Origin of the sequence: Pseudomonas sp. BC42 (genome assembly GCF_021560055.1) — a bacterium.
Classification (GTDB): domain Bacteria; phylum Pseudomonadota; class Gammaproteobacteria; order Pseudomonadales; family Pseudomonadaceae; genus Aquipseudomonas.
Window position 1 is genome coordinate 4,181,736 of the sequence record NZ_CP091067.1, and the last position, 23,780, is coordinate 4,205,515.

The following is a 23,780-nucleotide window of genomic DNA, read 5'->3' on the forward strand; positions in this document are numbered from 1 at the left end:
TTGGCCGGGGTGAGGCGCAACGCCTCAACCCTGGGCCGATTTCAACGCGCCCTCCACGCAGTCGAGGATTTGCCCGATGGTCCAGGGCTTGCGGATGAAGGTCACCGGATAGCGCACCCCGGAACTCTCGGGGGTCTCGAAACCCGACATCACCACGATCGGCAGCGACGGCCAGCGTTCAGCGCACAGGTTGCTCAGGCTGGCGCCATTGAGCGTGCCGGGCATGCTGATATCGGTCAGCAACAGGGTCACGTGCGCAGCATGCGCCTGCAGAAAGTCCCAGGCTCGATCGGCGCTGTCCATGGCCTGGGTGGCAAATCCCTCGTCCTGCAGAATCTCGCACAGGAACTCCAGCACCGTCGGTTCGTCCTCCACCACCAGGATCAAGCGAGAGGTGGCGTCGGGGCTGACGGACGAGGCTGGGCACATGGGGCTGACACTCCTTGGAAGGTTGAGAATTGCGCGGACAGGACCGCTGACAAGAGTTATGAGCGGCGGTGCGAGGATAAATTCACTCCTGATGCGTGCGCCGTGATTTTTTCGGACAGGTCCGAGCGGGACCGCGATAATGCAGGCCCGATAGCAACGCAACCACAAAGAGCAGTCACCCATGGAGTTCGATCCCCAATACCTGGCCCGGGCCCGGCATCTGGTGGTGTTCACCGGCGCCGGAGTCTCGGCGGAAAGTGGCATCCCGACCTTTCGCGACGCCCTGAGCGGCCTCTGGGAGCAGTTCGACCCGGCACAGCTGGCCACGCCACAGGCCTTCCGTGCCGACCCGGCGCTGGTCTGGGGCTGGTATGAAGGGCGGCGCCTGAAAGTGCTCGAAGCCCAGCCCAACCCGGCGCACCTGGCCATAGCCGAACTGGCGCGACGGGTGCCGCGCCTGACCCTGATCACCCAGAACGTCGACGACCTGCACGAGCGCGCCGGCAGCCCTTCGGTGCTGCACCTGCATGGCAGCCTGCATACGCCGATCTGCTTTGCCTGCCAGCGCCCGTGGCGCGGCGAACCGGCCGCCCCGGTGCTCGCGGAACACGGCAGCCGCCTGGAGCCACCGCGCTGCAGCGGCTGCAACGGCAAGATCCGCCCTGGCGTGGTGTGGTTCGGCGAAGCGCTGCCGCCCGCCGTGCTCAAGGCCGCATTCAAGGCCGCCGGGGACTGCGATCTGCTGTTGTCGGTGGGGACTTCGGGGCTGGTGCAGCCGGCGGCGCAGATCCCCCAACTGGCCCTGCAACAGGGGGCCAGGGTGGTGCACATCAATCCCCAGCCCCAGGAGTGCCGCGCGCCCCAGGAGTACAGCCTGACGGGCCCGGCCGGCCAGCTTCTGCCGCAACTCGTGCAGCGGGCCTTCGCCTGATTCACCGGGCGTGGCCGGGCGGATCGTCATTTTTCCCGCCAAAACGGCCCGGCATGAGGTAGATTCAAGCAGCGACCAACCTCGCAACGACGTTTGCTTTCTTGCCCTGCCGCTGGAAACCAAGCCCCGTACCGGTGGCTCGTTCACTGCCCCGCCGTTTTTTCGCCACTGACCGCACCTGGCGCGGTGGCGCCGATTTCAGGAAATGGATTAATGCCGCAAAGACACGTGATCAATGCTTCGGTAAGCCCGAAAGGCAGCCTGGAGACCCTCTCGCAACGTGAAGTGCAACAACTCAGCGCCGCCGGCTCCGGCAGCATCTACACCCTGTTCCGCCAGTGCGCCCTGGCCATTCTCAATACCGGCGCCCACGTCGACAACGCCAAGACCATCCTCGACGCCTACCACGACTTCGAAGTGCGCATTCACCAGCAGGACCGCGGTGTGCGCCTGGAACTGCTCAATGCTCCGGCCGACGCCTTCGTCGACGGCGAGATGATCGCCAGCACCCGGGAAATGCTCTTCAGCGCCCTGCGCGACATCGTCTACACCGAGAACGAACTGGACAGCCAGCGCATCGACCTGGAGAGCTCCCAGGGCATCACCGACTACGTCTTCCACCTGCTGCGCAACGCCCGCACCCTGCGCCCCGGCGTCGAGCCGAAAATGGTGGTGTGCTGGGGCGGTCACTCGATCAACACCGAGGAATACAAGTACACCAAGAAGGTCGGCCATGAGCTGGGCCTGCGCAAACTGGACATCTGCACCGGCTGCGGCCCGGGCGTGATGAAAGGCCCGATGAAAGGCGCCACCATCGCCCATGCCAAGCAGCGCATGAGCGGCAGCCGCTACCTGGGCCTGACCGAACCGGGGATCATCGCCGCCGAGGCCCCCAACCCGATCGTCAACGAGCTGGTGATTCTGCCGGACATCGAGAAGCGCCTGGAGGCCTTCGTCCGCGTCGGCCACGGCATCATCATCTTCCCGGGGGGCGCCGGCACCGCCGAGGAGTTCCTCTACCTGCTGGGCATCCTCATGCACCCGGACAACCGCGACCTGCCGTTCCCGGTGATCCTCACCGGCCCGCGCAGCGCCGCGCCGTATCTGGAACAGCTCAACGCCTTTGTCCTGGCCACCCTGGGCGAAGCGGCGCAGCAGCACTACCAGATCATCATCGACAACCCGGCTGAGGTCGCCCGGCAGATGACCGAGGGGCTCAAGACCGTCAAGCAGTTCCGCCGCGAACGCAACGACGCCTTCCATTTCAACTGGCTGCTGAAAATCGACGAGGGCTTCCAGCGCCCCTTCGATCCGACCCACGAGAACATGGCCAACCTGCAACTGAACCACGCCCTGCCACCCCACGAACTGGCGGCCAACCTGCGCCGCGCGTTCTCCGGCATCGTCGCCGGCAACGTCAAGGACCAGGGCATCCGCCTGATCGAACAGAAAGGCCCGTACAGCATCCACGGTGACCCGGCGATCATGCAGCCCCTGGACCAACTGCTCAAAGCCTTCGTCGAGCAGCACCGCATGAAGCTGCCCGGCGGCGCCGCCTATGTGCCGTGCTACCGCGTGGTGAGCTGATCCGGCGACGCCTTTGACGGCCCCACGACGCCGCGCTCCTTTCCCGGGAGCGCGGCGTTTTTTTTGCCCCGCTGGAGCCCGTGCCCTCAGCCATGGCCGTACCGCGCGGCCTCCCTCCCTGCCCGTAACACCGTTGGCCGAAAACAACGCGCCGGTTTGACAGCCTCCCTGGCGCTATGGAATAGTTTTTCAACAAAACGGAACAGCATTCCATTTTTTATAATTCTTGCTAAAAAAGGCCTGTCATCTTGAGTGAAGCCCCTGCTGCCCTCCTTTCCCCCCTGGACTGTGACCTGCTGGTAATCGGCTCCGGCGCAGCCGGCCTGGCCTGCGCGGTGACCGCCGCCTGGCACGGCCTGCAAGTGATAGTGGTGGAAAAAGATTCCACTTTCGGCGGTGCCAGTGCCTGGTCCGGTGGCTGGATGTGGGTGCCCGGCAACCCCCTGGCCCGCCGCGCCGGCATTGATGAAGACCCGCAGCAACCGCGCACCTACCTCAGGCATGAGCTGGGCGAACGCTATGACGCCGCGCGCATCGATGCCTTGCTGGATAACGGGCCGCAGATGGTGGCCTTCTTCGAGCAGCACACGGCCCTGCAATTCGTCGATGGCAATGGCATCCCCGACATCCACGGCCAGGTGCCCGGCGCCGGGATCGAGGGCCACCAGGTGATTGCCGCGCCCTATGACGCGCGGGCCATCGGCCCCTTGCTGAAACGCCTGCGCAAGACCCTGCGGGAAACCTCGTTCATGGGCATGCCGATCATGGCCGGGGCCGATCTCGGGGCCTTTCTCAGCATGACCCGTTCGTTCAAGTCGCTGCTGCATGTCGCCAAGCGTTTCAGCCGTCACCTGCGGGACCTGGCGCTGCACGGCCGGGCCATGCACCTGGTGAACGGCGTGGCGCTGATCGGCCGGCTGGCCAAGTCCGCCGAGCAATTGGGGGTCACCCTCATGGAATCCGCGCCGGCCCGCTCGCTCCTGCAGGATCGACACGGGGTGCACGGCGCCCTGGTGGACACGCCCCAAGGCCGGCGGGAGATCCGCGCCCGGCGTGGCGTGGTGCTGGCCGCCGGCGGGTTTGCCAATGACCCGGCCCGGCGCCAGGCGCTGTTTCCCCGGGCACCAGGCGCCGATCAGCATCTGGCGCTGCCCCCGTTGAGTTGTTCCGGGGATGGCATCCGCCTCGGTGAAGCCGCCGGCGCGGTGCTGGCCACAGACCTCGCCAGCCCGGTGGCCTGGGCCCCGGTATCGCGGGTGCGCCATGCCGACGGCAGTGTCGGACACTTTCCCCACATCATCGACCGGGCCAAGCCCGGATTGATCGGCGTGCTGGCCAACGGCAAGCGCTTCGTCAACGAGGCCGACGGTTACTACGACTACACCGCCGCCATGGTCGAGAAGGTGCCGGCCGGCGAGGAAGTGGCCTCCTGGCTGATCTGCGACCATCGCTTCCAGCGCCGCTACGGCCTGGGTTATGCCCGCCCCTTCCCGCTCCCCGTTGGCCCACTGGTGCGCAGCGGCTACCTGCGGCGGGCCGACTCCATCGCGGCCCTGGCCGGCCAATGCGGCATCGACCCACAAGCGCTGGAGGCCACGGTGCAGCACTTCAACCAGCACGCCCGCCACGGCCAGGACCCCGAGTTCGGCCGCGGCTCGACCCCCTACAACCGCAAGCAGGGCGACGCCCTGTACCCCGGCCCCAACCCTTGCGTGGCGCCCATCGAACAGGGGCCGTTCTACGCGGTGAAGGTGCTGCCCGGCAGCTTCGGCACCTTTGCCGGGCTCAAGACCAATGCCCAGGCCCAGGTGCTGGATCAGGTCGGCGCGGCGATCCCCGGGCTGTATGCGGCGGGCACCGACATGGCCAGCGTGATGGGCGGGTTCTATCCCTCCGGCGGCATCAACCTGGGCCCGGCCATGACCTTCGGCTACATCGCCGGGCGCCATGCGGCCGGGGTCGATGCCTATGAAGCGGCACTGCCTCCGGTCGCCGTGGCCAGTCCGCGCTGAGCCACCACGGCGCGCTCAGGGCAAGCGGCCGCCAGCCGGGTCCTCACCCGCCACGGGGGCCTGCAACTGGCTTTCGATCTGCCGGCCGAGGTAATACACACCGGCCATGACCCCATGCTCGGGGTCATGCAGTTGCCGGGACCAGGCCTGGTCGAAGGCCGCCCCCAGGTCCCGCCGGGTCTGGGCCTGCAAGCCTTCCCGGTCATGGTCCTGGACCAGAGCCCGGACTCCGGCCACCCCCACCGAGATCAACGCACCGGCCACCCGCCCCACCGCCGCCGCCACCGCACCGGCGACCCCGCGGGTGGCGAACTGGGCCTGGAGTTTGTCGCTGGTCACCTGTGCCACCTGGGCCACCCCAGGGGCCGGCGAGTCGCGCTCGACCGCCGCTGCTCCGCGAAGCTGCTGCAACAGCGGTCCGTAGGCGGGCAAGCGGGCGATGGGCTCGACCCGCAGCAGCTGGGTCAAGGAGGCGCGCTGTTCGGCGGCCGGCCCCAGGTCGATGGCCAGGACCTGCCCCAGGTGCTGGTCCAGCTGCGGCGCCGGCAGCTGGTAGCGGTGGCCGATCTGCGCCAGTTGCTGGCGCAGCAACTGCACATAGAACTCCATGGCCTCGCCGGCGATCTCGTCGGCATCGATCTCCAGCGCCACTGGTGCCAGCACCCGCTCCTGGTACTGCTCCTGCAGGTAGGCGGCCAGGCGCCTGGAGGCTTGCCCGGTATCGCCCCGATTGTTCAGTGAATACCAGCCCACCTTCAGCGACAGCCATTCCTGGGTCCAGTACCCGCTGAACCAGGGAATGAACTGTTCGTCGGTCTGCTGGTAGACCCGGGTGCGCCAGTGCTCCATGGAGCCCTGGGCGTAGACTTCGGCCTGGGCGGTGGCGCTACGGGAAGCCTCAAGCAGCTCGCTGTTGACCGAACGCCAAGTGGCCGGGCTGACCGCGGTCGGCACCGCAGGCGCGGGCGGGCGCTGGGCGCAGCCGGCGAGCGCCAGCAACAGCGCCAGCAGCCAATGGCGCCAGCAGAGCATCGATCGCCGCAAGGCAAGTTCCTCCCGCATTAGCCGCGCCAGCCTCCACAGAGCGCCATGGCGTTCCCGCAGTATAGGTAGCCTCGCGACAGTGGCCGCAAGCCGTGCCCCTCACCTCGCACCGGGCTTTTTCCTGCCCTGTGAAGAAACACTGCCAGCCCCCGCTCTCCCCCGGTATATTGCCCCCCCGGCGCTCGCGCCACGGACCTGCTCCTCGCCAAGGAACCCTCATGCTCTACCGCATCGCCGCCGACAGCCTGGTGCTGTTTCACCTGTCATTTATCGTCTTCGTACTCCTGGGCGGCCTGCTGGTGCTGCGTTATCCGCGGCTGATGCTGCTGCACCTGCCGGCCGCGGCCTGGGGCGTGGCGGTGGAAGTGCTGCACCTGGAATGCCCGCTGACCCGCTGGGAAAACCTGCTGCGCCATGCCGCCGGCCAGGACGGCTACGGCGCCGGGTTCATCGAGCACTACCTGATACCGCTGATCTACCCCGCCGGCCTGACCCCCGGCATCCAGCTGTGGCTGGGCAGCCTGGTGCTGCTGGTCAACCTTTCGGTCTATGTCTATCTGAGCCGGCGCTGGGCTCGCAGCCGCCACGCCTGAACCGGCGCTGCCGGCCTGCGGCAAGGCGCAAGTGCGCGGCCCGTTTGCGCCCCTGGGCCGCCCGCGAGCTGATCCACCCAATGGCGGCGCAGCACCTGCTGCTGTTGTTTGACGCAACGGGCACGAGCCCTGGCGACCTAGCCCGGCTCAAGCTCGGCCAGGCGTGCGCAAGCCCGGGTCAGGACCTGCCAGGTGCTGTCGTCGGCGGGGATCAGGTGCTCGATGCGCAATGAAGCCACGGTGATGTCCTGAGGCATGCCGAAGGTGGTGAAGGTGGAAAGAAAACGCAGCTCGCCCTGGGGCCCGCGGACCCGGGTCAGCAGCAACGGCGCGGCCAGTTGCGAAGCGGGGGTTGATTGCCCCGGACACGGCAGACTCGCCAGCAAGGTCGCGAGCCCCGGCTCCCCCGCGGCCTCCCGCGCGGCCCGTTGCCAGGCCACCTGGCGGATCTCCTCGGCGTTGATCAGGCAGTCGCCGAATCCGCCGGGCGCCAACAGGGTCGTCAACAGATTGAAACCCTCCTCGAGCGCCTGTAATGGCAACCCCAACAGCTGAAAAAGGGCCGTGGTGGCGTGGTTCGCCGCCCGCACCTGCCAGAGGCTGTCGATGACAATGGCCGGCGCCGGGTTGTTGGCCTTGAGCAGGTGCATCAGGGCCATGCGCACCGGCTCCAGCCCTGGATCGTCCAACGCCAGGGCGGCGTAGCGTGGTGCGTAGCCGGCGGCGAGCAACACCCGGTTGCGGGTGTGCAACGGGGTGTCCAGGGTGCTCAGCAGGCTGTGCAGCAGCTGCGCGCTGGGTTGCGCGCGACCGGTCTCGACGCAGCTCAGGTGGCGCTGCGACATGCCGGCCTGCAAGGCCAGCTCCAGCTGGCTCAAGCGCGCCTGCAGACGCAACTGGCGCAACCACTGGCCCACGGACAGCGAGTCGACGGCGGCGGGTGCAAGGGTTTCGAACATGCTTCGGGTCATCCTGTACGGGGCAGTCAGCGCAGCGGCTTGAAATAGATCAGCTCGGGATCCCCCGGATCGAGGTTCTCCACCACCCCGCTGGGCTGGAAACCGGCCTTGGCAATCAGTGCCTGAGCCGCGCGGTTGGAGCGGTTGGTGGAGATGAACAGTTTGTCGCTCAGGCAGGCCTGCTGCGCCGCCGCCAGCAACCGCAGGGCCACGCCCTGGCGCTGCTGATCGGCGGCCACCACCACCAGCGAGACGAAACCGTGGTCGAAAAAATCATGGCTCAGCAGCACGTAGCCCAGCACCCGGGCGCCCTGCACCTCGACCCAGCACTGGCCCTGCTCGACGGCCCACTGCAGCGCCCGGCCCCGCTCGGGATGGGCACTGGCATAGGCATCGAAGCCGAGCATGGCCGGCACATCCTCGGGCCGGGCCTTGCGGATCATCCGCTGTGCAGTCGGGTCGGGGGACTGTTCGCTCATCACTGCTCGCTCCTTGAAGGTGATCGTCATACGGGCGCATCTGACAGGATCGGCCGCCCTGCTGTCTATGACCTGTGAGGTCATTGAGTGACGACGGGCCTGCCACTTAGCCTGTTGGCCTGTCGCCGTTCAAGGAGTTTCACCGTGAAAAACACCCTCTGGACGCTCTGTCTGGCCCTGTTCGCCGGGCATGAGCTGGATGCCGTGGCCCAGTCCGAGTGGCGCCTGCTGTATGGCTTGCGCCACCTCGATCCGGCGCTGGGGCAGGCGTTGTTCATCGCCCTGCACGTCCCCCTGGTGGTTGCGCTGATCGGGCTCACCGGGCATTCGCGTCCCGCCGTGCGCCGCAGCAGCCGGCGACTGCTGGCCGGATTCGCCGTGGTCCACGCCGGGCTGCACTTCAACCTGCGCGAGCATCCGCTGTATCGGTTCGACTCGCCGCTGTCCCAGGCGCTGATCTTCGCCTGCGCTGGCGCCGGGCTGCTCTACCTGCTGGTCGACCTGGGCCGGCGCGACCGCCAGGCCGCCCTCCCGCTCACGGACTGATCGAGGACTTCAGCATGCACCGCCCCTACCCGGCACTCCTGGCCCTGCTGGCCTTCAGCGGCTACACCCTGTTCACCCTGCTCCAGGCCGAACAGTCGCTGCTGCAATTCGGTGTGCAACTGCTGTCGCGGCCCGACACCGCGCAAGTGGTGATCGACCTGTACCTGATGGCGCTGCTGGCCTCGGCCTGGATGCTCAACGACGCCCGCCGCCGCGGCCGCTCCGTCCGCTCGGTGCTGCCCTATCTGCTGCTGACCGCCGTGTTCGTTTCCATCGGACCGCTGCTGTACCTCGTGGTCCAGGGTTGGCGTCGCCCTTCAGCGCTGCCGGGCCGGACACGCTGAAGCCCCGGCCACCCGCGGATCGGTATCCAGGCCGGGTGACGAATGATCCTGTGGGTCCTCCGAACCGACCCAGCGCCTGGCCCGTGCCGGCGGGATTGGACGGCACCCCCCATCGGCGGCGCGAGGATGGCCCATGATTCATGGACAGCCCTCGAGAGGACAGCCGCGGCCGCCCCAGGCTCCGATCGCTCCAGCGCGGCCATGCACTGCAAGAGCGGTTGCCGAACCCCGGCACGGCCAGGCCTGAGATCCAGGGCGTTCAGAGCCGTTGCCCTCAGACCAGGAGGCCGTTCGAAGTGTGGCGACTTGCTCGCCAAGCGTCGTCCAGGTCAACCACTCGGTTGACTAAGTATTGATGCAAGTCATGAATCAAGTCCGTTCAAAGATACAGTATCGGGCCCTTTATTTTTTGCACTACTTAAACATCACCCGCACTAAACCCTCAACTAAGCAACATTAAAAATAAATTCAATAGACGGCCTTGCGCTGCAAACTTTCTGTGCTAGAAATATGTGCTTCCTCCAACTAGTGCAACTGAGGAAGGCTTGCCAGCCATTGACAACGAGCGTCTTTCAACAACAGAAGTTCGCTCTTGGCATGCAATTAACGAGTGTTTTCGCTCACCCCGTCATCGTTACGGATGAACATTTCAAACAAGGATGTTGTATGAAAATTGTAGGACTTTCAGGAATTCTTCCTTCGCGAATCGTTACTAACCAGGATGTTCTTGATCTGGTTGAAGAACACTCGAAAAACACCTTTCAGGATGACTTGCCCAAGACCCTGAAGACCATCGGAAAACTGCTCGACAAGAGCGGCATCGAAACCCGGCATTGGTTGGCCGCCGGAGAAAAACCGATGGATCTGATGACCGCAGCCTTTGACTCGGCATTGGCCCAGGCCAATATCAACAAGGCCGACCTGGACTTGTTGATCTATCCCAACGTTACCCGGGGCTTCATCGAGCCGGCCAACAGCACCTTCATGGCCAAGGCCCTGGGCCTGAACTGCAGGAACTTCGACGTGGTCGACGCCTGCAACGGCTGGGTGACCGCCATGGATGTGATCAACAGCAAGATGGAAGCCGGAGAGATACGCTACGCGGCCATTATCAACATGGAATTCGGCATGTCTGACGGCGGGCCGGTGATGCCGAAGAACTTCTCTTTGCAGTCTCCGTCGGAACTGGCGTACAAGTTCCCAAGTTTCACCATCGGTGAAGCGGCAACAGTCACCATTCTCAGCAATGAGTCGCCTGGAAACTTCAAGTTCTCTTATATCAACCGCCCCGATCTCAGCGACTTGTCGACCATTTCCCTGCCGGACTGGAAGCTGTTTTGCAATGAAGAAGATACTCCGCGCATTGCACCGACCGGCGGGCAGTATCAGTTCAACTCCTACGCGGCTGCCTTGCATGAAGATGGTCGCAATGAAGCCATAAAAGTGTTCAACCTGCATAAGGTCAGCGGCGCGGACATCCATAAAGTGTTCATTCATACCGGCTCGCCAAAAATGTGGGAACACATTGGTGAACTGATCGGCATTGATCACAAGTTGCATCATGTCGGGCATAAAACCGGCAATATCATTACGGCGTCCATTCCCTATGGAATTTACGACGCCATCAGCCGGGGCAACGCTGAAAAAGACCAGTTCTGCATGGGCTGGGCGGGAAGTGGCGGAATGGTCTTTTCTGCCCTTTCGTTCCGGTTGTAAGGCGCCACGGCCAGTATCTCGATCGGGGGGTGACGCGGCTGAACCTCGCTGCCCCCCTGATCAGTTCGCCAGATACGCCTCGCGCGACGTGCCGCTGCCCTGCGGCACGTCGCGCATTGCATCCCGCCCGCCGCGCTTGCCTGTCAGATCAGGCGCTGGATCTGCTTGTGGCGCCAGACCAGCTTGAAGTAGCAGACCTGCAGCACCAGCATGCTCAGGTAGGCCACCGGGAAGGCCATCCACACCCCTTGCAGGCCGAAGTGCGCATCCAGCAGATAGGCCGCCGGCACCTGCACCCCGAGGATGCAGAAGATCGAGATCGCCACCGGCATCAGCACCGTGCCGCTGGCACGCATGATGCCGCCCACCACCGCCTGGAAGCCGAACACCAGGATGCTCCAGAGCATGATGTGCAACAGATGCTCGGCCTGTACCAGGGCCGTCGGATCGATGATGAACAACCCCAGCAGCCAGTGGGAAATCAGGTAGCCGAGCAACACCAGGGCACCGGTCAGGCACAGGTTGATCGCCAGCCCGGTGCGCAGGATTGGACTGATGCGCTCCAGGCGTCCGGCACCGATGGCCTGGGCCCCGAGGATCGACGCGGTGATGGCGATCGACAGCGCCGGAAACTGCACATAGTTGACGATCTGGGTCACCGCGCCATAGGCCGCCGTGGCCTGGGAGCCGTGGCGGTTGACCAGGGCCAGGATCACCAGTTCGGACAGCGAGATCACCACCATCTGCACCCCGGTGGGCAGGCCGATGCGCAGCACTTTGCCGAGGATCGCCCGGTCCAGCTTCATCGCCGCGAACAGCGCCCGGTCCGGCGCCAGCGGGTGTGCCCGGCCGCTCAGGCGCCAGACCAGAAAGCCCATGGCCAGGATATTGCCCACCAGCCCGGCGAACGCCGCGCTCTGGATGCCCATCGGTGGCAACCCCAGCCAGCCGCGAATCAGCGCCGGGGTCAGCAGCAGGCCCACCAGGGTCGAGACGATCAGCGCCAGCAATGGCGACAGGGTGTCACTGACACCGCGCAGCAACTGAGTGAAGAGCACGAACACCAGCAGCAACGGCATGATCAGCATCATCACCCGGGCGTAGCCCACCGCATCGTCCAGCACATCCACCGGTGTCCCCAGGCCCTGCAAGGCCGGTCGGGCGAACAGCATGCCCAGCACCGCCCCCAACAGCCCGATCAGCGCGCCGAGCAACAGCGTGCTGCCGGCCACCGCCTTGACCGTGCCCGGCTCCCGGGCGCCCCAGGCCTGGCCGATCAGCACCGAGGCTCCCGCCCCCAGGCCGATCACCAGGGCAATGAAGAAGAACACGATGGGAAACATCCCCGATACCGCGGCCAGCGCCTGGGTCCCCAGCATCTGACCGATGTAGATGCCGTTGAGGGTGCCGGAAAACGACTGCAGGAAGTTCGACAGCACCATGGGCAAGAGGAAGATCAGGTACACCTGCCAGAGCGGGCGCTGAGCGGGAATGGACATGGAACAGGCAACCTCGGATCAAGACGACAAAGGGCCGCGAAGAACCTCCGCAGCGCGGAGCTTGCGTCGGTCATGGACAGTGCTGCGAAGAAGGCCGCGCGGGGTATTCCGGCAGTGCGGCGGCCTGAGGTTTATATCAGCGGTTGACCTCGACTACCACCCGCCCGCGCACCTGGCCCTCAAGCGGCTCGGGGCCGGGCGCTCCCCGGCATCGACCCGCCCCAGGGTGCAGGCGTGGCAGCCCCTGCCCTTCGGCGTTACCATTGCCCGCCGTTCCCCCTCACCGAATGGATTCCCGACCGTGTCCCACCTCCTGGAAAAAGCTGCCGCACGTGGCGATCTCATTGCACTCAACCGCCTGCTGGACGCTGGCGCGGACCTTGAATGGCAGCACAAGAGCACCGGGCGCACGGCCCTGCTGGCCGCCACTATCGCCGGCCACTCGGCCGCCGTGGCACTGCTGCTGGAGCGCCGCGCGAATGTGCAGCAGCCGTGCAAGGCCCTGGGCTACAGCCCGCTGGCCTGGGCCGCGAGCCAGGGCGACCTGGCCTGTGCCGAGCTGCTGATTGCCCATGGCGCCGCACTCGAACAAGCCTCCCCCGAGCTGCGACGCACGGCCCTGATGAACGCCGCCCAGGCCGGCCACGAAGCGATGGTGGCCTTGCTGCTGAACGCCGGCGCCGATCCCCGGCCGCTGGACTTTCAGCAGCGCAACGCCTGGTCCCTGGCCCAAGAAAAGTCCCATGCCCGGATCATGCAACTGCTCGAACAGGCCGGCGCTGGAGCGCCACCGCCCCCCACGCCCGCCCCTCACCTGACCTGGCCGGAGCCGCCGGAGGATGGCGACTGCAGTGTCGACCCGGTCACTCAGGTGCGCGCCTATACCCTGGCCGTGGCCGCCTGGGAACAACGTGGCAATGCCGCGGGCCACGAAGCGCTCGATGCCGGCTTCTGGGCCGAACCGCAACAGCTCATCGAACGCTTCTGCACCCAGCGCCCGCGGGCCTATCCGCGTGCGTCCTACGGTTTTCCCACGACCTATTCGCCCGCCGATGAACTGCTCGGCTGCGAACGGCTCAAGCCCGCTCAGGCTGAAGTGCTGATCCGCGACCCGGCCATTCGGGCGCTGTGCTACGAACACCGTTTCCTGCTCAAGCAGGTCGCCGGGCAATGGCGGATCGACAGCGTCAAACGCCGCCTGGCCGGCACCCAGAAATGGGCAAACGCCCTTCTCTGATGAAAAACTCGGCGACGAGGACTTCAACGACGAAGGCCACCCCTTTGCCCTGGCCTGCTAGCAGGCCCGGGACAACAGCCGCTTTGCCTGCGAGCAGCGTCTACCGGGTGGAAAACAGCTGGCACAACCATGACCGGCCGACCGCGGTGATGGACCGGCGGCTGGCCGCAGTCCATCCACCGCGCACAGCGGGCCAGGCTCGTGGTTGGCGGATATCGCCCCGCCCGTGGTTAAATGCCGCCCCCGAAAAATGACCGGCCCTGCTGATGACACCTCTCGCCCTCGCCACCCTCAACCAGCACTTGCTGACCGCCCTGGCCGCCGCGCCCACCGAGACCCGGCGCCTGTTCCATGGCCGCGGCCGCTGCTGGCCGGGGCTGGAGCAACTGACCGTGGACTGGTTGCAGGGCGTGCTGCTGGTGTCGCTGTTCAAGGAGCCCGAGGCCGGGCAACTGGCCGCCTTGCAGCAACTGCTGACCGACCTGGGCTCGACCCCACAATGGGCCGCCAGCGGCGCCCGCAGCCTGATGCTGCAACACCGCTACCTGCCCGACAGCCGTGGCGAATGGCTGCTGGGCGAGGCGATTGACAGCTGCACCATCACCGAGGAAGGCCTGCGCTACCAGGTGGACCTGGGCAGCAAGCAGAACAACGGGCTGTTTCTCGACATGCGCTATGGACGCAACTGGGTGCGGGCCAACGCCCAGGGCAAGAACGTCCTGAACCTGTTTGCCTACACCTGCGGCTTTTCCGTGGCGGCGATTGCCGGTGGTGCCGAGCGAGTGGTGAACCTCGACATGTCCCGGGCGGCCCTGAGCCGTGGTCGCGACAACCATAGGCTCAACGGCCACGACACTGGCCGGGTGAGTTTCCTCGGGCATGACCTGTTCAAGTCCTGGAGCAAGGTCAAGCAAGGGGGGCCCTATGACCTGGTGATCATTGACCCGCCGTCGTTCCAGAAAGGCAGCTTTGTCCTCGGCAAGGACTATGCGCGGGTGCTGCGGCGCTTGCCGGAACTGCTGACGGCCAATGGCTGCGTATTGGCGTGCATGAATGACCCGGCGTTCAGCGTGGACTTTCTTTTGGAAGGGGTGATGCAGGAGGCGCCGGGGTTGCGCTTTGAACAGCGACTGGAGAATCCGCCGGAGTTTCCGGATGCCGATCCGCAGTGCGGGCTCAAGGCGCTGGTGTTTCGTCAGGGGCAATAGGGAGGTATTGGGCGGCAGGGGGTTTTGTCTTTGTGGCTCGGTTGATCGGGTACATATCCGTTGCTGCGGTCACGGCCACTTAGGGTTTCGCTCTTACAGCGAGTCACTTTGGAAAGAGCCCAAAGTAACCAAAGGCTCTTGCCCCTCCACTCGGTGCCTCGCCTAGGCTCGGCATGCCCGAACTCCGGCATTGATCCGTGGGCCGCCGCAATGGGCCATCCATGGCCCAGTGCGGCTAACCCGGCGTCCTGCCGGGTTACCCACGGCTCAATGCCTGCGTTCGGCCATCGTGTTTAAGGGGGCAGGAAGATCAAAAACCAGATCAAGATCAACATCTGACGGCGGCCTACCGGCCGACCTGTTTCATTGCCGTTCGCGTTACATGTAGCCGCTGCCGCAGGCTGCGACCGGCTCCGCAGGAGACGCTAAACCTGCCTCCCCAATGTTCCTGAACCACCGCGCCGCCTGGTTTTGCGAGCGCGAGCGCTCGTTCGCAGCCTTCGGCAGCGGCTACAAGGAGCCGGCCTGCGCACCTTGGCTTTTGATCTTGATCTTGATCTTCAGGCCCCTTCCCAGCAGGCCGAGCGCAGGCGTTGCGTAGGGGGCAGCTCGGCAGGGATGCCGAGCTAGCCGCCACCCGGCCATGGATGGCCGGTTGGCGGCGGGCCCCCGGAGCAATGCCGAAGCGAGGGAACCCCGAGCCCCAGCGAGGGGCCGTATGGAGGGGCAAGCGTTTTTGCTTACTTTTTTGGCGTTTGAAAAAAGTAAGTCGCCGTAAGGGCGAAACCCTAAGTGGCCGTGACCGCAGCAACGGATATGTACCCGTCCCACCCGCTGTAAAAGCGAAACCGCCAGCCGCCGTTACTGCAGCAACGGATATGTACCCCCCTAGCACCACCCACCAGCCCCCCCGCCTTACAACTCCATCCGATACTCAATAACCCCCGGCTTGTACGCCACCCAGTCATACAACCGCTGCGCCCGCTCGTTGCTTTCCTGGGTATGCCAATACAACCGCCCACACTGCCGTTCCCGGGCCAACGCCTGCACCCACTCGATCAGCAGTTTCCCCGCCCCGCTGCCACGAATCGACGGGGCCACGTACAGGTCTTCCAGGTAGCAGAAGTCGCTGACAGCCCAGGTCGAGCGATGCACCACCAGGTTGACGAAGCCAATCACTTCATCGCCCTGTACCGCCACAGCCGAATACATCGGTTCCTGCGTATCAAGGAAACGCTCGAACGTGGTGCGACTGACCTCTTCGCTCAGCGTCACCTGATAGAAATCCTGATAGGCCAGCCACAGCGGCAGCCATTGCTGGTAATCCCCTGGCTGAATCGCCCGTACCGTCACCGCAGGTTGTTGATCGCTCATTGCGCGCTCCTCTTGATCATCCACACCGGGATCGGCCCCGGTCATTGAAGAGCGCGCAGGTTAATGCCTGAGTGGCGGGTTTGATCAGGCCAATTCACTGACCATTGCCAGACCACTTCATGGACTGCCTCAAACCTCGGGCAGTTGATGGGTCACGCAGTGGATCCCGCCTCCGCCTGCCGCGATGGCGTCGATGTCCAGTGCGATGATCTGTCGCCCGGGGTACAGGCTGGCGAGCAGGCTGTGGGCCTTGGCGTCGGCTGCCCGGTCGCCGAACTGTGGGGCGATCACCGCGCCGTTGATCACGAAGTAGTTGATGTAGCCCGCGGCGAAATCCGGGTTATCGCGGCTGAAGCGGTTCTGTCGCGGGTTCAGTGGTGGCGACAGGGTGTGCACCTGCAGCGCGCGGCCGTCGGCGTCGCGGGCGGATCGGAGGATCTCCAGGTGCTTGAGGGTCACCTGGTGGTCGTAGGATTCGCGGTCGTTGTCCAGGTTGGTCACCACCACCCCCGGTTTGACGAAGCGGGCGTAGAAGTCGACGTGGGCGTCGGTGATGTCGTGGCCCTTGATCCCCGGCAGCCAGATGATCTTGCGCAGGCCGAGGCAAGCCTTGAGTTCCTCTTCGACCTCGGCCTTGCTCCAGCCAGGGTTGCGGTTGTCATTGATCCAGCTGCTTTCGGTCATGATCCCGGTGCCGTGCCCGTCCACTTCGATGCCGCCGCCCTCGCCCACCAGTTCGCTGCGCCAGTAGCGGGCACCGGCGGCGTCGGCCATCTGCCGCGCCAGTCGGGCGTCCTTGGCGTGGCGCTGTTTGTTGCCCCAGCCATTGAAGTTGAAATCCACCGCGCCCAATCCGCCTTGGGCATCAACGACGAAGTTGGCGCCGATGTCGCGCATCCAGATGTCGTCCAGCTCGGTGCTGACAAAGGTGATGTTGTGCGAGCCGCAGAGTTGCTCCGCCAGGCCGCGTTCCTGCGCGCGGCAGAACAGGGTCAGCGGTTGATAGGCGGCAATCGCCCGGGCAATGCGCCCCTGGGCTTGCTGCACGTCGCCGGTGAAATCCTCCCAGATGGCGTCCTGGGCGCCGAAGGCCATGAAGGCCCGCTGCTGGGGCTCGCCTTCATCGGGCAGGTAGGCGTTGTCCTGCTCGCGGGCCCGGGCACTGCGCGGCCCCAGGCCGAGGGTGGTCATGGCGGCGACACCGGCCAGCAGCGAGGCCTGTTTGATCAGTTGACGTCGGGTGGGCATTGGGCAGTTCTCTTGTCGAAGGTTCTGCAGGAAAGGGTTCGGGGGCGACGCGGGCCTTCGCCGACAGAGCGGCTCCTACCAGGCAGTGTAGGAGCCGGCTTGTCGGCGAAGCGCATGGCGCCCGGTTAGTGGCGGGCAGCGGTGGCCGTCTTGAACTGGGTCCAGGTGCGCATGCGCGCCCGCATGTCGGCCTGAGGGATGTCGCGGCCGGGAATCAAGCGTTCGAAAGTGGCGTCATCCGGGTAGATATCCGGGTTGTTGCGCATCTGCGGATCCACCGCCGGCCGCGCCTTGGCATTGGCCGTGGGGTAGCCCGTGAAGTTGCTGATGGCCGCCATGTTCTCTGGCCGCGTGACAAAGTTGATGAAGGCATAGGCGTACTCCGGGTGCCGGGCATCCTTGGGGATCGCCAGGGTGTCCATCCACACCGTGGTGCCCTCCCGGGGGATGCGGTACTGGAATTCGACCGGCTTGCCTGCGGCGTCAGCCGCGCGCTGGGCCTGGGTCATGTCGCCGCTGTAACCCAGGGACAGGCACAGGTTGCCGTTGACCAGGTCGGTCACCGGCTGCGACTGAAACTTGCGGATATACGGTCGCAGCTTGCCCAGCAGTTCGCTGGCCGCCTGCAGATCCTCCGGCCGGGCACTGCGCGGGTCGCGCCCCAGGTAGTTGAGCGCCACCGCCAGCACTTCGTCCGGCGAATCGATCAGCGAGATCCCGCAATCGGCAAAGCGCGCCGCCAGCTCCGGCTTGAACAGCAGGTCCAGGCTGTTGACCGGCGCATCGGGCAGGCGCTGGGCGATCTGCCGGGCGTTGTAGGTCAGGCCGATGGTGCCCCAGGTATAGGGCACCGTGGCCTGGCTGGCGCGGGGGTACTGGGCCCGCAGGCGCTTGAGGCCGGGCTCGATGTCGTCCTGCCCGGTCAGCTTGCTCGGGTCCAGCTGCTGCAGGCTGCCAGCGCGCATCAGGCGCTCGGCCACGGTATCACCGGGGAAGATCAAGTCGTAGCCGCTGCCGCCGGTCATCAGCTTGGCCTCCAGCACCTCGCTGCCTTCCATCACGTCGTAGATCACCTTGATTCCGGTTTCGGCGGTGAAGCGCGCCAGGGTGTCCGCGGCGAAATAGTCGGCCCAGTTGTACAGGCGCAGGGTCTTGTCCTCGGGGTCGGCCTGGGCCTGGAGCGCGGCCAGGGTCAGGGCCAGCACGATGGCGCAATGGCGTTTGCCGCGCTTGCCTATGGTTCGCATGTCATGCCTCCCGGCCGTTCCAGCGTGAATGAAGGTGTTGCCCGTCAAGACTCAGCAGCGGCCCGTACATCTCGGGCCGGCGGTCGCGGAAGATGCCCCAGGTGCGGCGTTCCTCGGCCATGGCCGCCAGGTCCAGGGGCTGCAACAGGACCCCGCTGCTGTCGCGGTCGGCCTCGGCCAGGAGCCGGCCCTTGTGGTCGCAGATGAACGACGAGCCGTAGAAATCCATGTGCAAGGTCGGGTCGCTGGTTGCCACTTCATGGCCGACGCGGTTGGCCGCCACCACCGGCAGCAGGTTGGCCGCGGCATGCCCGCGCATGGTCATCTGCCAGTGGTCCCGCGAGTCCAGGCCGGCGCTGCCCGGCTCACTGCCGATGGCAGTGGGAAACAGCAACACTTCGGCGCCCTGCAAGGCCAGGCAGCGGGCGGTCTCGGGGAACCACTGGTCCCAGCAGATGCCGATGCCCAGTCGGCCGAAGGCCGTGTCCCAGACCCGGAAACCACTGTCGCCGGGGCTGAAGTACTCCTTCTCCTGATACCCCACGGCGTTGGGAATATGGGTCTTGCGGTACACCCCCAGCAGGCGGCCGTCGGCATCGGCGACGCTCAGGGAATTGAAATAGGCGGTGCCGGCCCGCTCGAACCAGCTCAGGGGCAACACCACCCCCAGCTCCCCGGCCAGGGCGGCGAAACGCTGGAGCACCTGGCTCTGGGCATATTCCTCGGCCAGCGCCAGGTGGCGGTGCTGCTGCTCGATGCAGAAGTACGGGGTGGCGAACAGCTCTTGCAGGAGGATCACCTGGGCACCGCGGGCCGCCGCCTCGCGCACCAGCTGTTCGGCGCGTTCGAGGTTGCCCAGCAGGTCCCAGGTGCAGGGCATCTGGGTGGTGGCGACGATCAACCGGCTCATGCCTGCACCTCCAGCGGCCACTGCGGCTGCTGCTGGGTGATGCAATGCACGCCACCGCCGCCATGGGCCAGGTGGTTGATCCGCACCGGCACCACTTGCCGCCCGGGGAAGGCCCGGGCCAGCACCTGGGCCGCTTCCTCGTCGGCGGCGATGCCATAGGCCGGCATGATCACCGCGCCATTGGCCAGGTAGAAGTTGGTGTAGGAGGCGCAGAACACCTCGGCCTGGCTGTTGACCGCGGCACTGGCCTCGAACAGCTCGATCAGTTCGAAACGGCGGCCCCGGGCATCCCGGGCCAGCTCCAGCGCGCGGCGGTTCTCGCGCACCACTTCGGCGTAGACCGAGCCCTGATCGAGGGTCGCGTCCACCAGCAAGACGCCCGGGCGAGCGAAGGCACAGATCCCGTCGACATGGCCGTCCGTCATGTCGCCGGTGACATGGTCCGGGTCCCCCGGCAGCCAGATGGTCTTCTGCACCCCCAGCAGGCGCTGGAAGATCGCCTCGATCTCGGCCTTGCCCAGGCCCGGGTTGCGATTGCGGTTGAGCAGCACCGATTCGGTGGTGATCAGGGTGCCCTCGCCGTCCACGTGGATGGCCCCGCCTTCATTGGCCAGGGGCGTACCGAAACAGTCCAGCCCCAGATCGTCGAGCAGGCGCCGGGCCAGGCTGCGGTCCAGGTCGTGGGCCGATTTGTCGCCCCAGGCATTGAAGCGCCAGCTGACGCCGGCCAGCCCCTGCTGCGGATGGACGATGAAGGTCGGGCCGGAGTCGCGGCACCAGCTGTCGTTCACCGGTTGCACGACCAGTTGGATATTGCCGGTGCACAGCGCCCGGGCGCTGTCCAGGGCGGCCGGGTCCACCACCAGCTTCACCGGTTCGAAGCGCGCAATGGCATTGGCCACCCGGGCGAAATCCGCTTGCACCTCGGCCAGGGTCACGCCCCAGACCGACTCCCACAAACCCTGATTGTGTGGCCAGACCATCCAGGTCGCGGCGTGGGTAACCCACTCGGCCGGCATCCTCCAGACGGGGTATTGAGTGTCATTGCTGAGCATGAGCCTTGCACCTCTCAAGTAAGGTTTTGTTATCAATCGAACAACGCTGTCGATCCTTGGCGCCCATGCTATGGCTTTGAAAAAACGGCAACAAACGATAGATTTAGCCCATTTCTGATTAGCAGGGCTTATCAATCATGTTGAAACACTGGCCTCCACTGAACGCCCTGCGCGGCTTCGAAGCCGCTGCGCGCCTGGGCAGTTTTCACCAGGCAGCGCAGGAGCTGCACCTCACTCAATCGGCCATCAGCCAACAGATCCGCAGCCTGGAAAGCTATCTCGAACAACCGCTGTTCTACCGCAGCGGGCGCAGCGTCACCCTCACCGACGCCGGGCACGACCTGCGCAGCACCACCCAGTCGCTGCTGCAACAGCTGGCGGTGGGCATCCGCCGCCTGGAGCAGTACCGCAAGCCCAACCAACTGGTGGTCAACACCAGCCCGGCCTTCGCCCGCCACTGGCTGCTGCCGCGCCTGGGGGAATTCCATCGCCTGCACCCGGAAGTCGACCTGTGGCTGTTCACCAGCTTCGAACCGCCGGACATGAGCACCCAGACCATCGACCTGACCCTGCGCGACGACCTGAGCGCCCAGGCCGAATGCAGCTACCTGGAGCTGTACAGCGATCGCCTGTACCCGGCCTGCCACCCCAGCCTGCTGGCACAGCCCGAGGCGCTGCGCACCACCTTGCATGGCGAGCGGGAGATGGACTGGAGCCATTGGCTGGTGGAAGGCGGCGCCGACATTGGCCAGCGCAGCAACGGCCTGAATTTCTCCGACCCGGGCCTGTTGCTGGACGCCGCTTGCGCAGGCCACGGCATTGCCCTGGTCAGCCAGCTGCTGACCCAGCAGGCCCGGGCCCAGGGCTTGCTGGCGCCGTTGTGCGAACAGAGCGTACGCGGCCCGACCTGGGCCTGGCTGATTCACCGCGACAGCGAAGGCAGCCCGCTGACCCGCAGCTTCTGCGAGTGGCTGCTGGGCGCCTTGCAAGCCCCGACCGAGCCATGAGCGGCGGCTGCAAAACCGCTTTGCATTTCTGCCGCTAACCCCACGCGTGGCAGCGCCTTAAGCTGGCGCCGGTGCAATCCGCATCGCCTTCCCGGAGCCGCCCGTGCCCCCGATCCACGACATCAACTGGCCGTTGTGGCTGTCCACCATGCTGCCCATGGCCCTGAGCGCCGGGCCCGGCAACTTGATGGTGGCCAGCTCCGGCGCCCGCAGCGGCGTGCGCCGCTCGCTGCGCTTTATCCTCGGCCTCGACCTGACTTACTGGCTGCTGGCCCTGCTGGTGGGGCTGGGGCTGTATCACAGCCTGGCGGCGCAGCCGCAATGGCTGTGGGGCCTGCGGGTGGCCGGCAGCCTGTACATTTTCTGGCGCGGCCTGCGCCTGTTGCTGCGCTCGCGGGGCTTGTCCGTCGCGCCGGACGCGCCCCTGGGCTTTCGCGATGGCGTGCTGCTGCAACTGGGCAATGTGCAGGGCCTGGTGATGCTGCTGGTGATGTTCTCGACCTTCAGTCCCGGCACCGACGCCGGCAGCGCCGTGGTGCTGGTGCTCAGCGCCGCGCTGATCGCGGTCAATCTGTTCGGCCACCTGCTCTGGGCCAGCCTGGGCTCCAGCCTGCAAGTGCTGCTACGGGACCGACCGAGCTTGCTGGTGGCGCAGAATGCCCTGTTCGGCTTGCTGCTGATGGCGGTGGCCATATGGATCTTCCTGCGCGGCGCCTAGTGCCCCAGCAGCCCTTCAGCCGGCCTGCAGCCCGTGACGCAGCAGCAGCTCGCAGAGAAACCTCGCCACCTGCTCGACCCGCTCCTGGCCCTGGGTCGCCTGGTTGCGCAACAGCCAGATGTCCGCGCGGTGAACCGGGGTCTGGGGCAGCACCCGACGCAGGCCCAAGGGCTCTGCGATATAGGCCGGCAAGGCGGCAATCCCCAGCCCTGCCTGCACGGCCTTGAGCTGCGCCTCCAGGTTGCCGGTGCGCATCCACAGCGGCTGGCCGCCGCTGAGCTGGTCCAGCCAGCGGGCCAGGGGCAGGTGTTCCAGGGCCTGGTTCCAGCCGATCAGCGAATGCTGGCCCAGGTCCGCCGGCTTCTCGGGGCAGCCATGGACCGAGGCATAACCCGGGGAACAGAACAACGCCTGGGTCAGCTCGCCGACCCGGCGCAGGGTGAAGTTGCCGGCCTCCGGCCGCTGCAGGCGCAGCAGCAGATCGCTGTGGCTCTGGGTGAGCTTGACCGAGCGCGCGGCATTGACGAAGTCGAAGCTGATCTGCGGGTGCTGCACGCGAAACTGCGCCAGCGCGGGAATGATCAGGTGGCTGCCCATCAGCTCCGGGCAGTCGATGCGCACCACCCCCGCCATGCGCGCACCGGGCTGGGACATCTGCCGCGTCATCAGCTGGAAGCGCTCTTCGGCCTCCAGGGCCATGGGCAGCAAGGCCTGGCCGGCCTCGGTGAGGAAATAGCCCTGGGTGGTCTTCATGAACAACAGGGTGTTCAAGGCCTGCTCCAGCACCAGGATCTTGCGTGAAACCGTCGAGGCGGACACCTTCAGCGCCTGCCCGGCGTCGGTGATGTTGTTGGCATTGGCCACAGCGATGAAAAACCGCAGATCGTCCCAGTTCACGTTTACCTGCCCTATCCCTGAAAACCCAGGCCCGGGATCTTATGCGATATCGCCAACGCGGCGGTCAGACTTTTCTCAGGTAAAGTGCCCCAGATCTTTACTGCCCACGGATCGGGAACCTCTCATGCTGGAACTGCACACCCCCCGCCTTCACCTGCGCCCCTTGGCTCCCCATGACTGGGCGTTGTTCCTGAACCTGCACAGCGACCCGGACAACCTGCGCTATGTCTGCGATCCGCTGTCCCGGGCCCAGATCGAGGAGCGCTTCACCTCGCGCCTGCCCCGCTGGGACCTCGACTCGACACACTGGCTGTGCCTGGTGATCCGTGATCGCGAGAGCGGCGAGGAGCTGGGCCTCACCGGCCTGCGCATCAGCGACAGGGACGCCGCCGAAGCCGAGGTCGGCTACCTGCTGGCGCGCCATCACCAAGGCCGGGGCGTGGCCGCAGAGTCGCTGCGCGGGCTGATGGAGTACGCCCGCCAGGGCCTGGGCATCAAGCGCCTGGTGGCCACCGTCACCGACGGCAATGCGGCCTCCTGCCAGGTCCTGGAAAAGTGCGGCTTCGTCTTCCTGCGCCGCGACGAAGGCGCGTTCCGCCAGGGCGGCGAAGACTTCGACGACCTGATATTCAGCTGCCCGCTGACAGCCTGAACCCGGATTTGCCAGCGCGGCCCCACCCTCGCAGCGTGGTTTTTTCTTGACAGTGAAAAATCTCAACGGCTATTGTCTGACAACCTGA

At 65.8% G+C, this 23,780-nt stretch carries 23 protein-coding genes; 12 read left to right on the forward strand and 11 right to left on the reverse strand.

Features of this window, described 5'->3' with window-relative positions; genetic code table 11:
- Window positions 1-24: 24 nt before the first annotated feature.
- On the reverse strand, window positions 25-429 hold the full coding sequence (locus L1O02_RS18620) for a response regulator (RefSeq protein WP_060843255.1): 405 nt from the start codon (window positions 427-429) through the stop codon (window positions 25-27).
- A 181-nt stretch (window positions 430-610) separates the two neighbouring features.
- On the opposite strand from L1O02_RS18620, the gene L1O02_RS18625 reads away from it, so the two are divergent.
- From L1O02_RS18625 to L1O02_RS18635, 3 genes are all read left to right on the forward strand, one after another.
- The gene (locus L1O02_RS18625; RefSeq protein WP_108543004.1) at window positions 611-1,360 is read left to right on the forward strand and encodes an NAD-dependent deacylase; all 750 of its coding nucleotides are present in this window, start codon (window positions 611-613) and stop codon (window positions 1,358-1,360) included.
- A 213-nt stretch (window positions 1,361-1,573) separates the two neighbouring features.
- Window positions 1,574-2,947, forward strand: a complete 1,374-nt coding sequence (gene ppnN, locus L1O02_RS18630; RefSeq protein WP_060838768.1) for a nucleotide 5'-monophosphate nucleosidase PpnN — start codon at window positions 1,574-1,576, stop codon at window positions 2,945-2,947.
- Window positions 2,948-3,195: 248 nt separating this feature from the next.
- A complete protein-coding gene (locus tag L1O02_RS18635; RefSeq protein WP_108543002.1) occupies window positions 3,196-4,959 on the forward strand; it encodes an FAD-dependent oxidoreductase in 1,764 nt (587 codons plus the stop codon).
- A gap of 15 nt (window positions 4,960-4,974) precedes the next feature.
- Here the strand turns inward: L1O02_RS18635 and L1O02_RS18640 are convergent, their stop codons facing one another.
- The gene (locus L1O02_RS18640; RefSeq protein ID WP_231979027.1) at window positions 4,975-6,003 is read right to left on the reverse strand and encodes a hypothetical protein; all 1,029 of its coding nucleotides are present in this window, start codon (window positions 6,001-6,003) and stop codon (window positions 4,975-4,977) included.
- A 218-nt stretch (window positions 6,004-6,221) separates the two neighbouring features.
- Between L1O02_RS18640 and L1O02_RS18645 the strand changes: the two genes are divergently transcribed.
- A complete protein-coding gene (locus L1O02_RS18645) occupies window positions 6,222-6,596 on the forward strand; it encodes a DUF2784 domain-containing protein (protein ID WP_060838765.1) in 375 nt (124 codons plus the stop codon).
- 137 nt (window positions 6,597-6,733) lie between these two features.
- On the opposite strand, the gene L1O02_RS18650 is transcribed toward L1O02_RS18645, so the two are convergent.
- Together L1O02_RS18650 and L1O02_RS18655 are read right to left on the reverse strand one after the other, a co-directional pair.
- Complete coding sequence (locus tag L1O02_RS18650) at window positions 6,734-7,555, reverse strand: helix-turn-helix domain-containing protein (RefSeq protein ID WP_108542999.1); 822 nt, start codon at window positions 7,553-7,555, stop codon at window positions 6,734-6,736.
- A gap of 26 nt (window positions 7,556-7,581) precedes the next feature.
- Window positions 7,582-8,034, reverse strand: coding sequence for a GNAT family N-acetyltransferase (locus L1O02_RS18655; RefSeq protein ID WP_108542997.1), 453 nt, complete (start codon window positions 8,032-8,034; stop codon window positions 7,582-7,584).
- A gap of 144 nt (window positions 8,035-8,178) precedes the next feature.
- On the opposite strand from L1O02_RS18655, the gene L1O02_RS18660 reads away from it, so the two are divergent.
- The 3 genes from L1O02_RS18660 (at window position 8,179) to L1O02_RS18670 (ending at window position 10,640) form a co-directional block, all read left to right on the forward strand.
- A complete protein-coding gene (locus L1O02_RS18660; protein ID WP_060843249.1) occupies window positions 8,179-8,580 on the forward strand; it encodes a DUF6713 family protein in 402 nt (133 codons plus the stop codon).
- Window positions 8,581-8,594: 14 nt separating this feature from the next.
- A complete protein-coding gene (locus tag L1O02_RS18665) occupies window positions 8,595-8,924 on the forward strand; it encodes a DUF2834 domain-containing protein (protein ID WP_108542995.1) in 330 nt (109 codons plus the stop codon).
- A 666-nt stretch (window positions 8,925-9,590) separates the two neighbouring features.
- Window positions 9,591-10,640, forward strand: coding sequence for a 3-oxoacyl-[acyl-carrier-protein] synthase III C-terminal domain-containing protein (locus L1O02_RS18670; RefSeq protein WP_235758458.1), 1,050 nt, complete (start codon window positions 9,591-9,593; stop codon window positions 10,638-10,640).
- A gap of 143 nt (window positions 10,641-10,783) precedes the next feature.
- On the opposite strand, the gene L1O02_RS18675 is transcribed toward L1O02_RS18670, so the two are convergent.
- Complete coding sequence (locus L1O02_RS18675) at window positions 10,784-12,139, reverse strand: MATE family efflux transporter (RefSeq protein WP_129405587.1); 1,356 nt, start codon at window positions 12,137-12,139, stop codon at window positions 10,784-10,786.
- 301 nt (window positions 12,140-12,440) lie between these two features.
- Between L1O02_RS18675 and L1O02_RS18680 the strand changes: the two genes are divergently transcribed.
- Both L1O02_RS18680 and L1O02_RS18685 read left to right on the forward strand, forming a co-directional pair.
- On the forward strand, window positions 12,441-13,376 hold the full coding sequence (locus L1O02_RS18680) for an ankyrin repeat domain-containing protein (RefSeq protein WP_060843245.1): 936 nt from the start codon (window positions 12,441-12,443) through the stop codon (window positions 13,374-13,376).
- 266 nt (window positions 13,377-13,642) lie between these two features.
- Window positions 13,643-14,584, forward strand: a complete 942-nt coding sequence (locus tag L1O02_RS18685; protein WP_060843244.1) for a class I SAM-dependent methyltransferase — start codon at window positions 13,643-13,645, stop codon at window positions 14,582-14,584.
- A gap of 915 nt (window positions 14,585-15,499) precedes the next feature.
- Here the strand turns inward: L1O02_RS18685 and L1O02_RS18690 are convergent.
- The 5 genes from L1O02_RS18690 to L1O02_RS18710 all read right to left on the reverse strand — a co-directional run bounded on the left by L1O02_RS18690 (window position 15,500) and on the right by L1O02_RS18710 (window position 20,418).
- The gene (locus tag L1O02_RS18690) at window positions 15,500-15,958 is read right to left on the reverse strand and encodes a GNAT family N-acetyltransferase (protein WP_060838756.1); all 459 of its coding nucleotides are present in this window, start codon (window positions 15,956-15,958) and stop codon (window positions 15,500-15,502) included.
- Window positions 15,959-16,087: 129 nt separating this feature from the next.
- Window positions 16,088-17,206: an agmatine deiminase family protein gene (locus tag L1O02_RS18695; RefSeq protein ID WP_108542991.1), complete on the reverse strand. Its 1,119-nt coding sequence runs from the start codon at window positions 17,204-17,206 to the stop codon at window positions 16,088-16,090.
- 125 nt (window positions 17,207-17,331) lie between these two features.
- Complete coding sequence (locus L1O02_RS18700; RefSeq protein WP_108542989.1) at window positions 17,332-18,453, reverse strand: extracellular solute-binding protein; 1,122 nt, start codon at window positions 18,451-18,453, stop codon at window positions 17,332-17,334.
- Between the two features lies 1 nt (window position 18,454).
- On the reverse strand, window positions 18,455-19,363 hold the full coding sequence (aguB, locus tag L1O02_RS18705; protein WP_108542987.1) for an N-carbamoylputrescine amidase: 909 nt from the start codon (window positions 19,361-19,363) through the stop codon (window positions 18,455-18,457).
- Complete coding sequence (locus L1O02_RS18710; RefSeq protein ID WP_108542985.1) at window positions 19,360-20,418, reverse strand: agmatine deiminase family protein; 1,059 nt, start codon at window positions 20,416-20,418, stop codon at window positions 19,360-19,362. Before L1O02_RS18710 ends, aguB begins: the two co-directional genes overlap by 4 nt.
- Before the next feature lie 137 nt (window positions 20,419-20,555).
- On the opposite strand from L1O02_RS18710, the gene L1O02_RS18715 reads away from it, so the two are divergent.
- Entirely contained in the window at window positions 20,556-21,425 is an 870-nt protein-coding gene (locus tag L1O02_RS18715; RefSeq protein ID WP_108542983.1) for a LysR family transcriptional regulator, read from the forward strand.
- Between the two features lie 103 nt (window positions 21,426-21,528).
- On the forward strand, window positions 21,529-22,143 hold the full coding sequence (locus L1O02_RS18720; RefSeq protein WP_108542981.1) for a LysE family transporter: 615 nt from the start codon (window positions 21,529-21,531) through the stop codon (window positions 22,141-22,143).
- Between the two features lie 15 nt (window positions 22,144-22,158).
- Here L1O02_RS18720 and L1O02_RS18725 read toward each other — a convergent pair whose 3' ends face one another.
- Window positions 22,159-23,040 (reverse strand): LysR family transcriptional regulator, encoded by an 882-nt coding sequence (locus L1O02_RS18725; RefSeq protein WP_060838750.1) that lies wholly within the window; start codon window positions 23,038-23,040, stop codon window positions 22,159-22,161.
- A gap of 124 nt (window positions 23,041-23,164) precedes the next feature.
- Here L1O02_RS18725 and L1O02_RS18730 point away from each other — a divergent pair, with 124 nt between their 5' ends.
- Entirely contained in the window at window positions 23,165-23,692 is a 528-nt protein-coding gene (locus tag L1O02_RS18730; protein WP_108542979.1) for a GNAT family N-acetyltransferase, read from the forward strand.
- The last annotated feature ends 88 nt before the right edge of the window (window positions 23,693-23,780 follow it).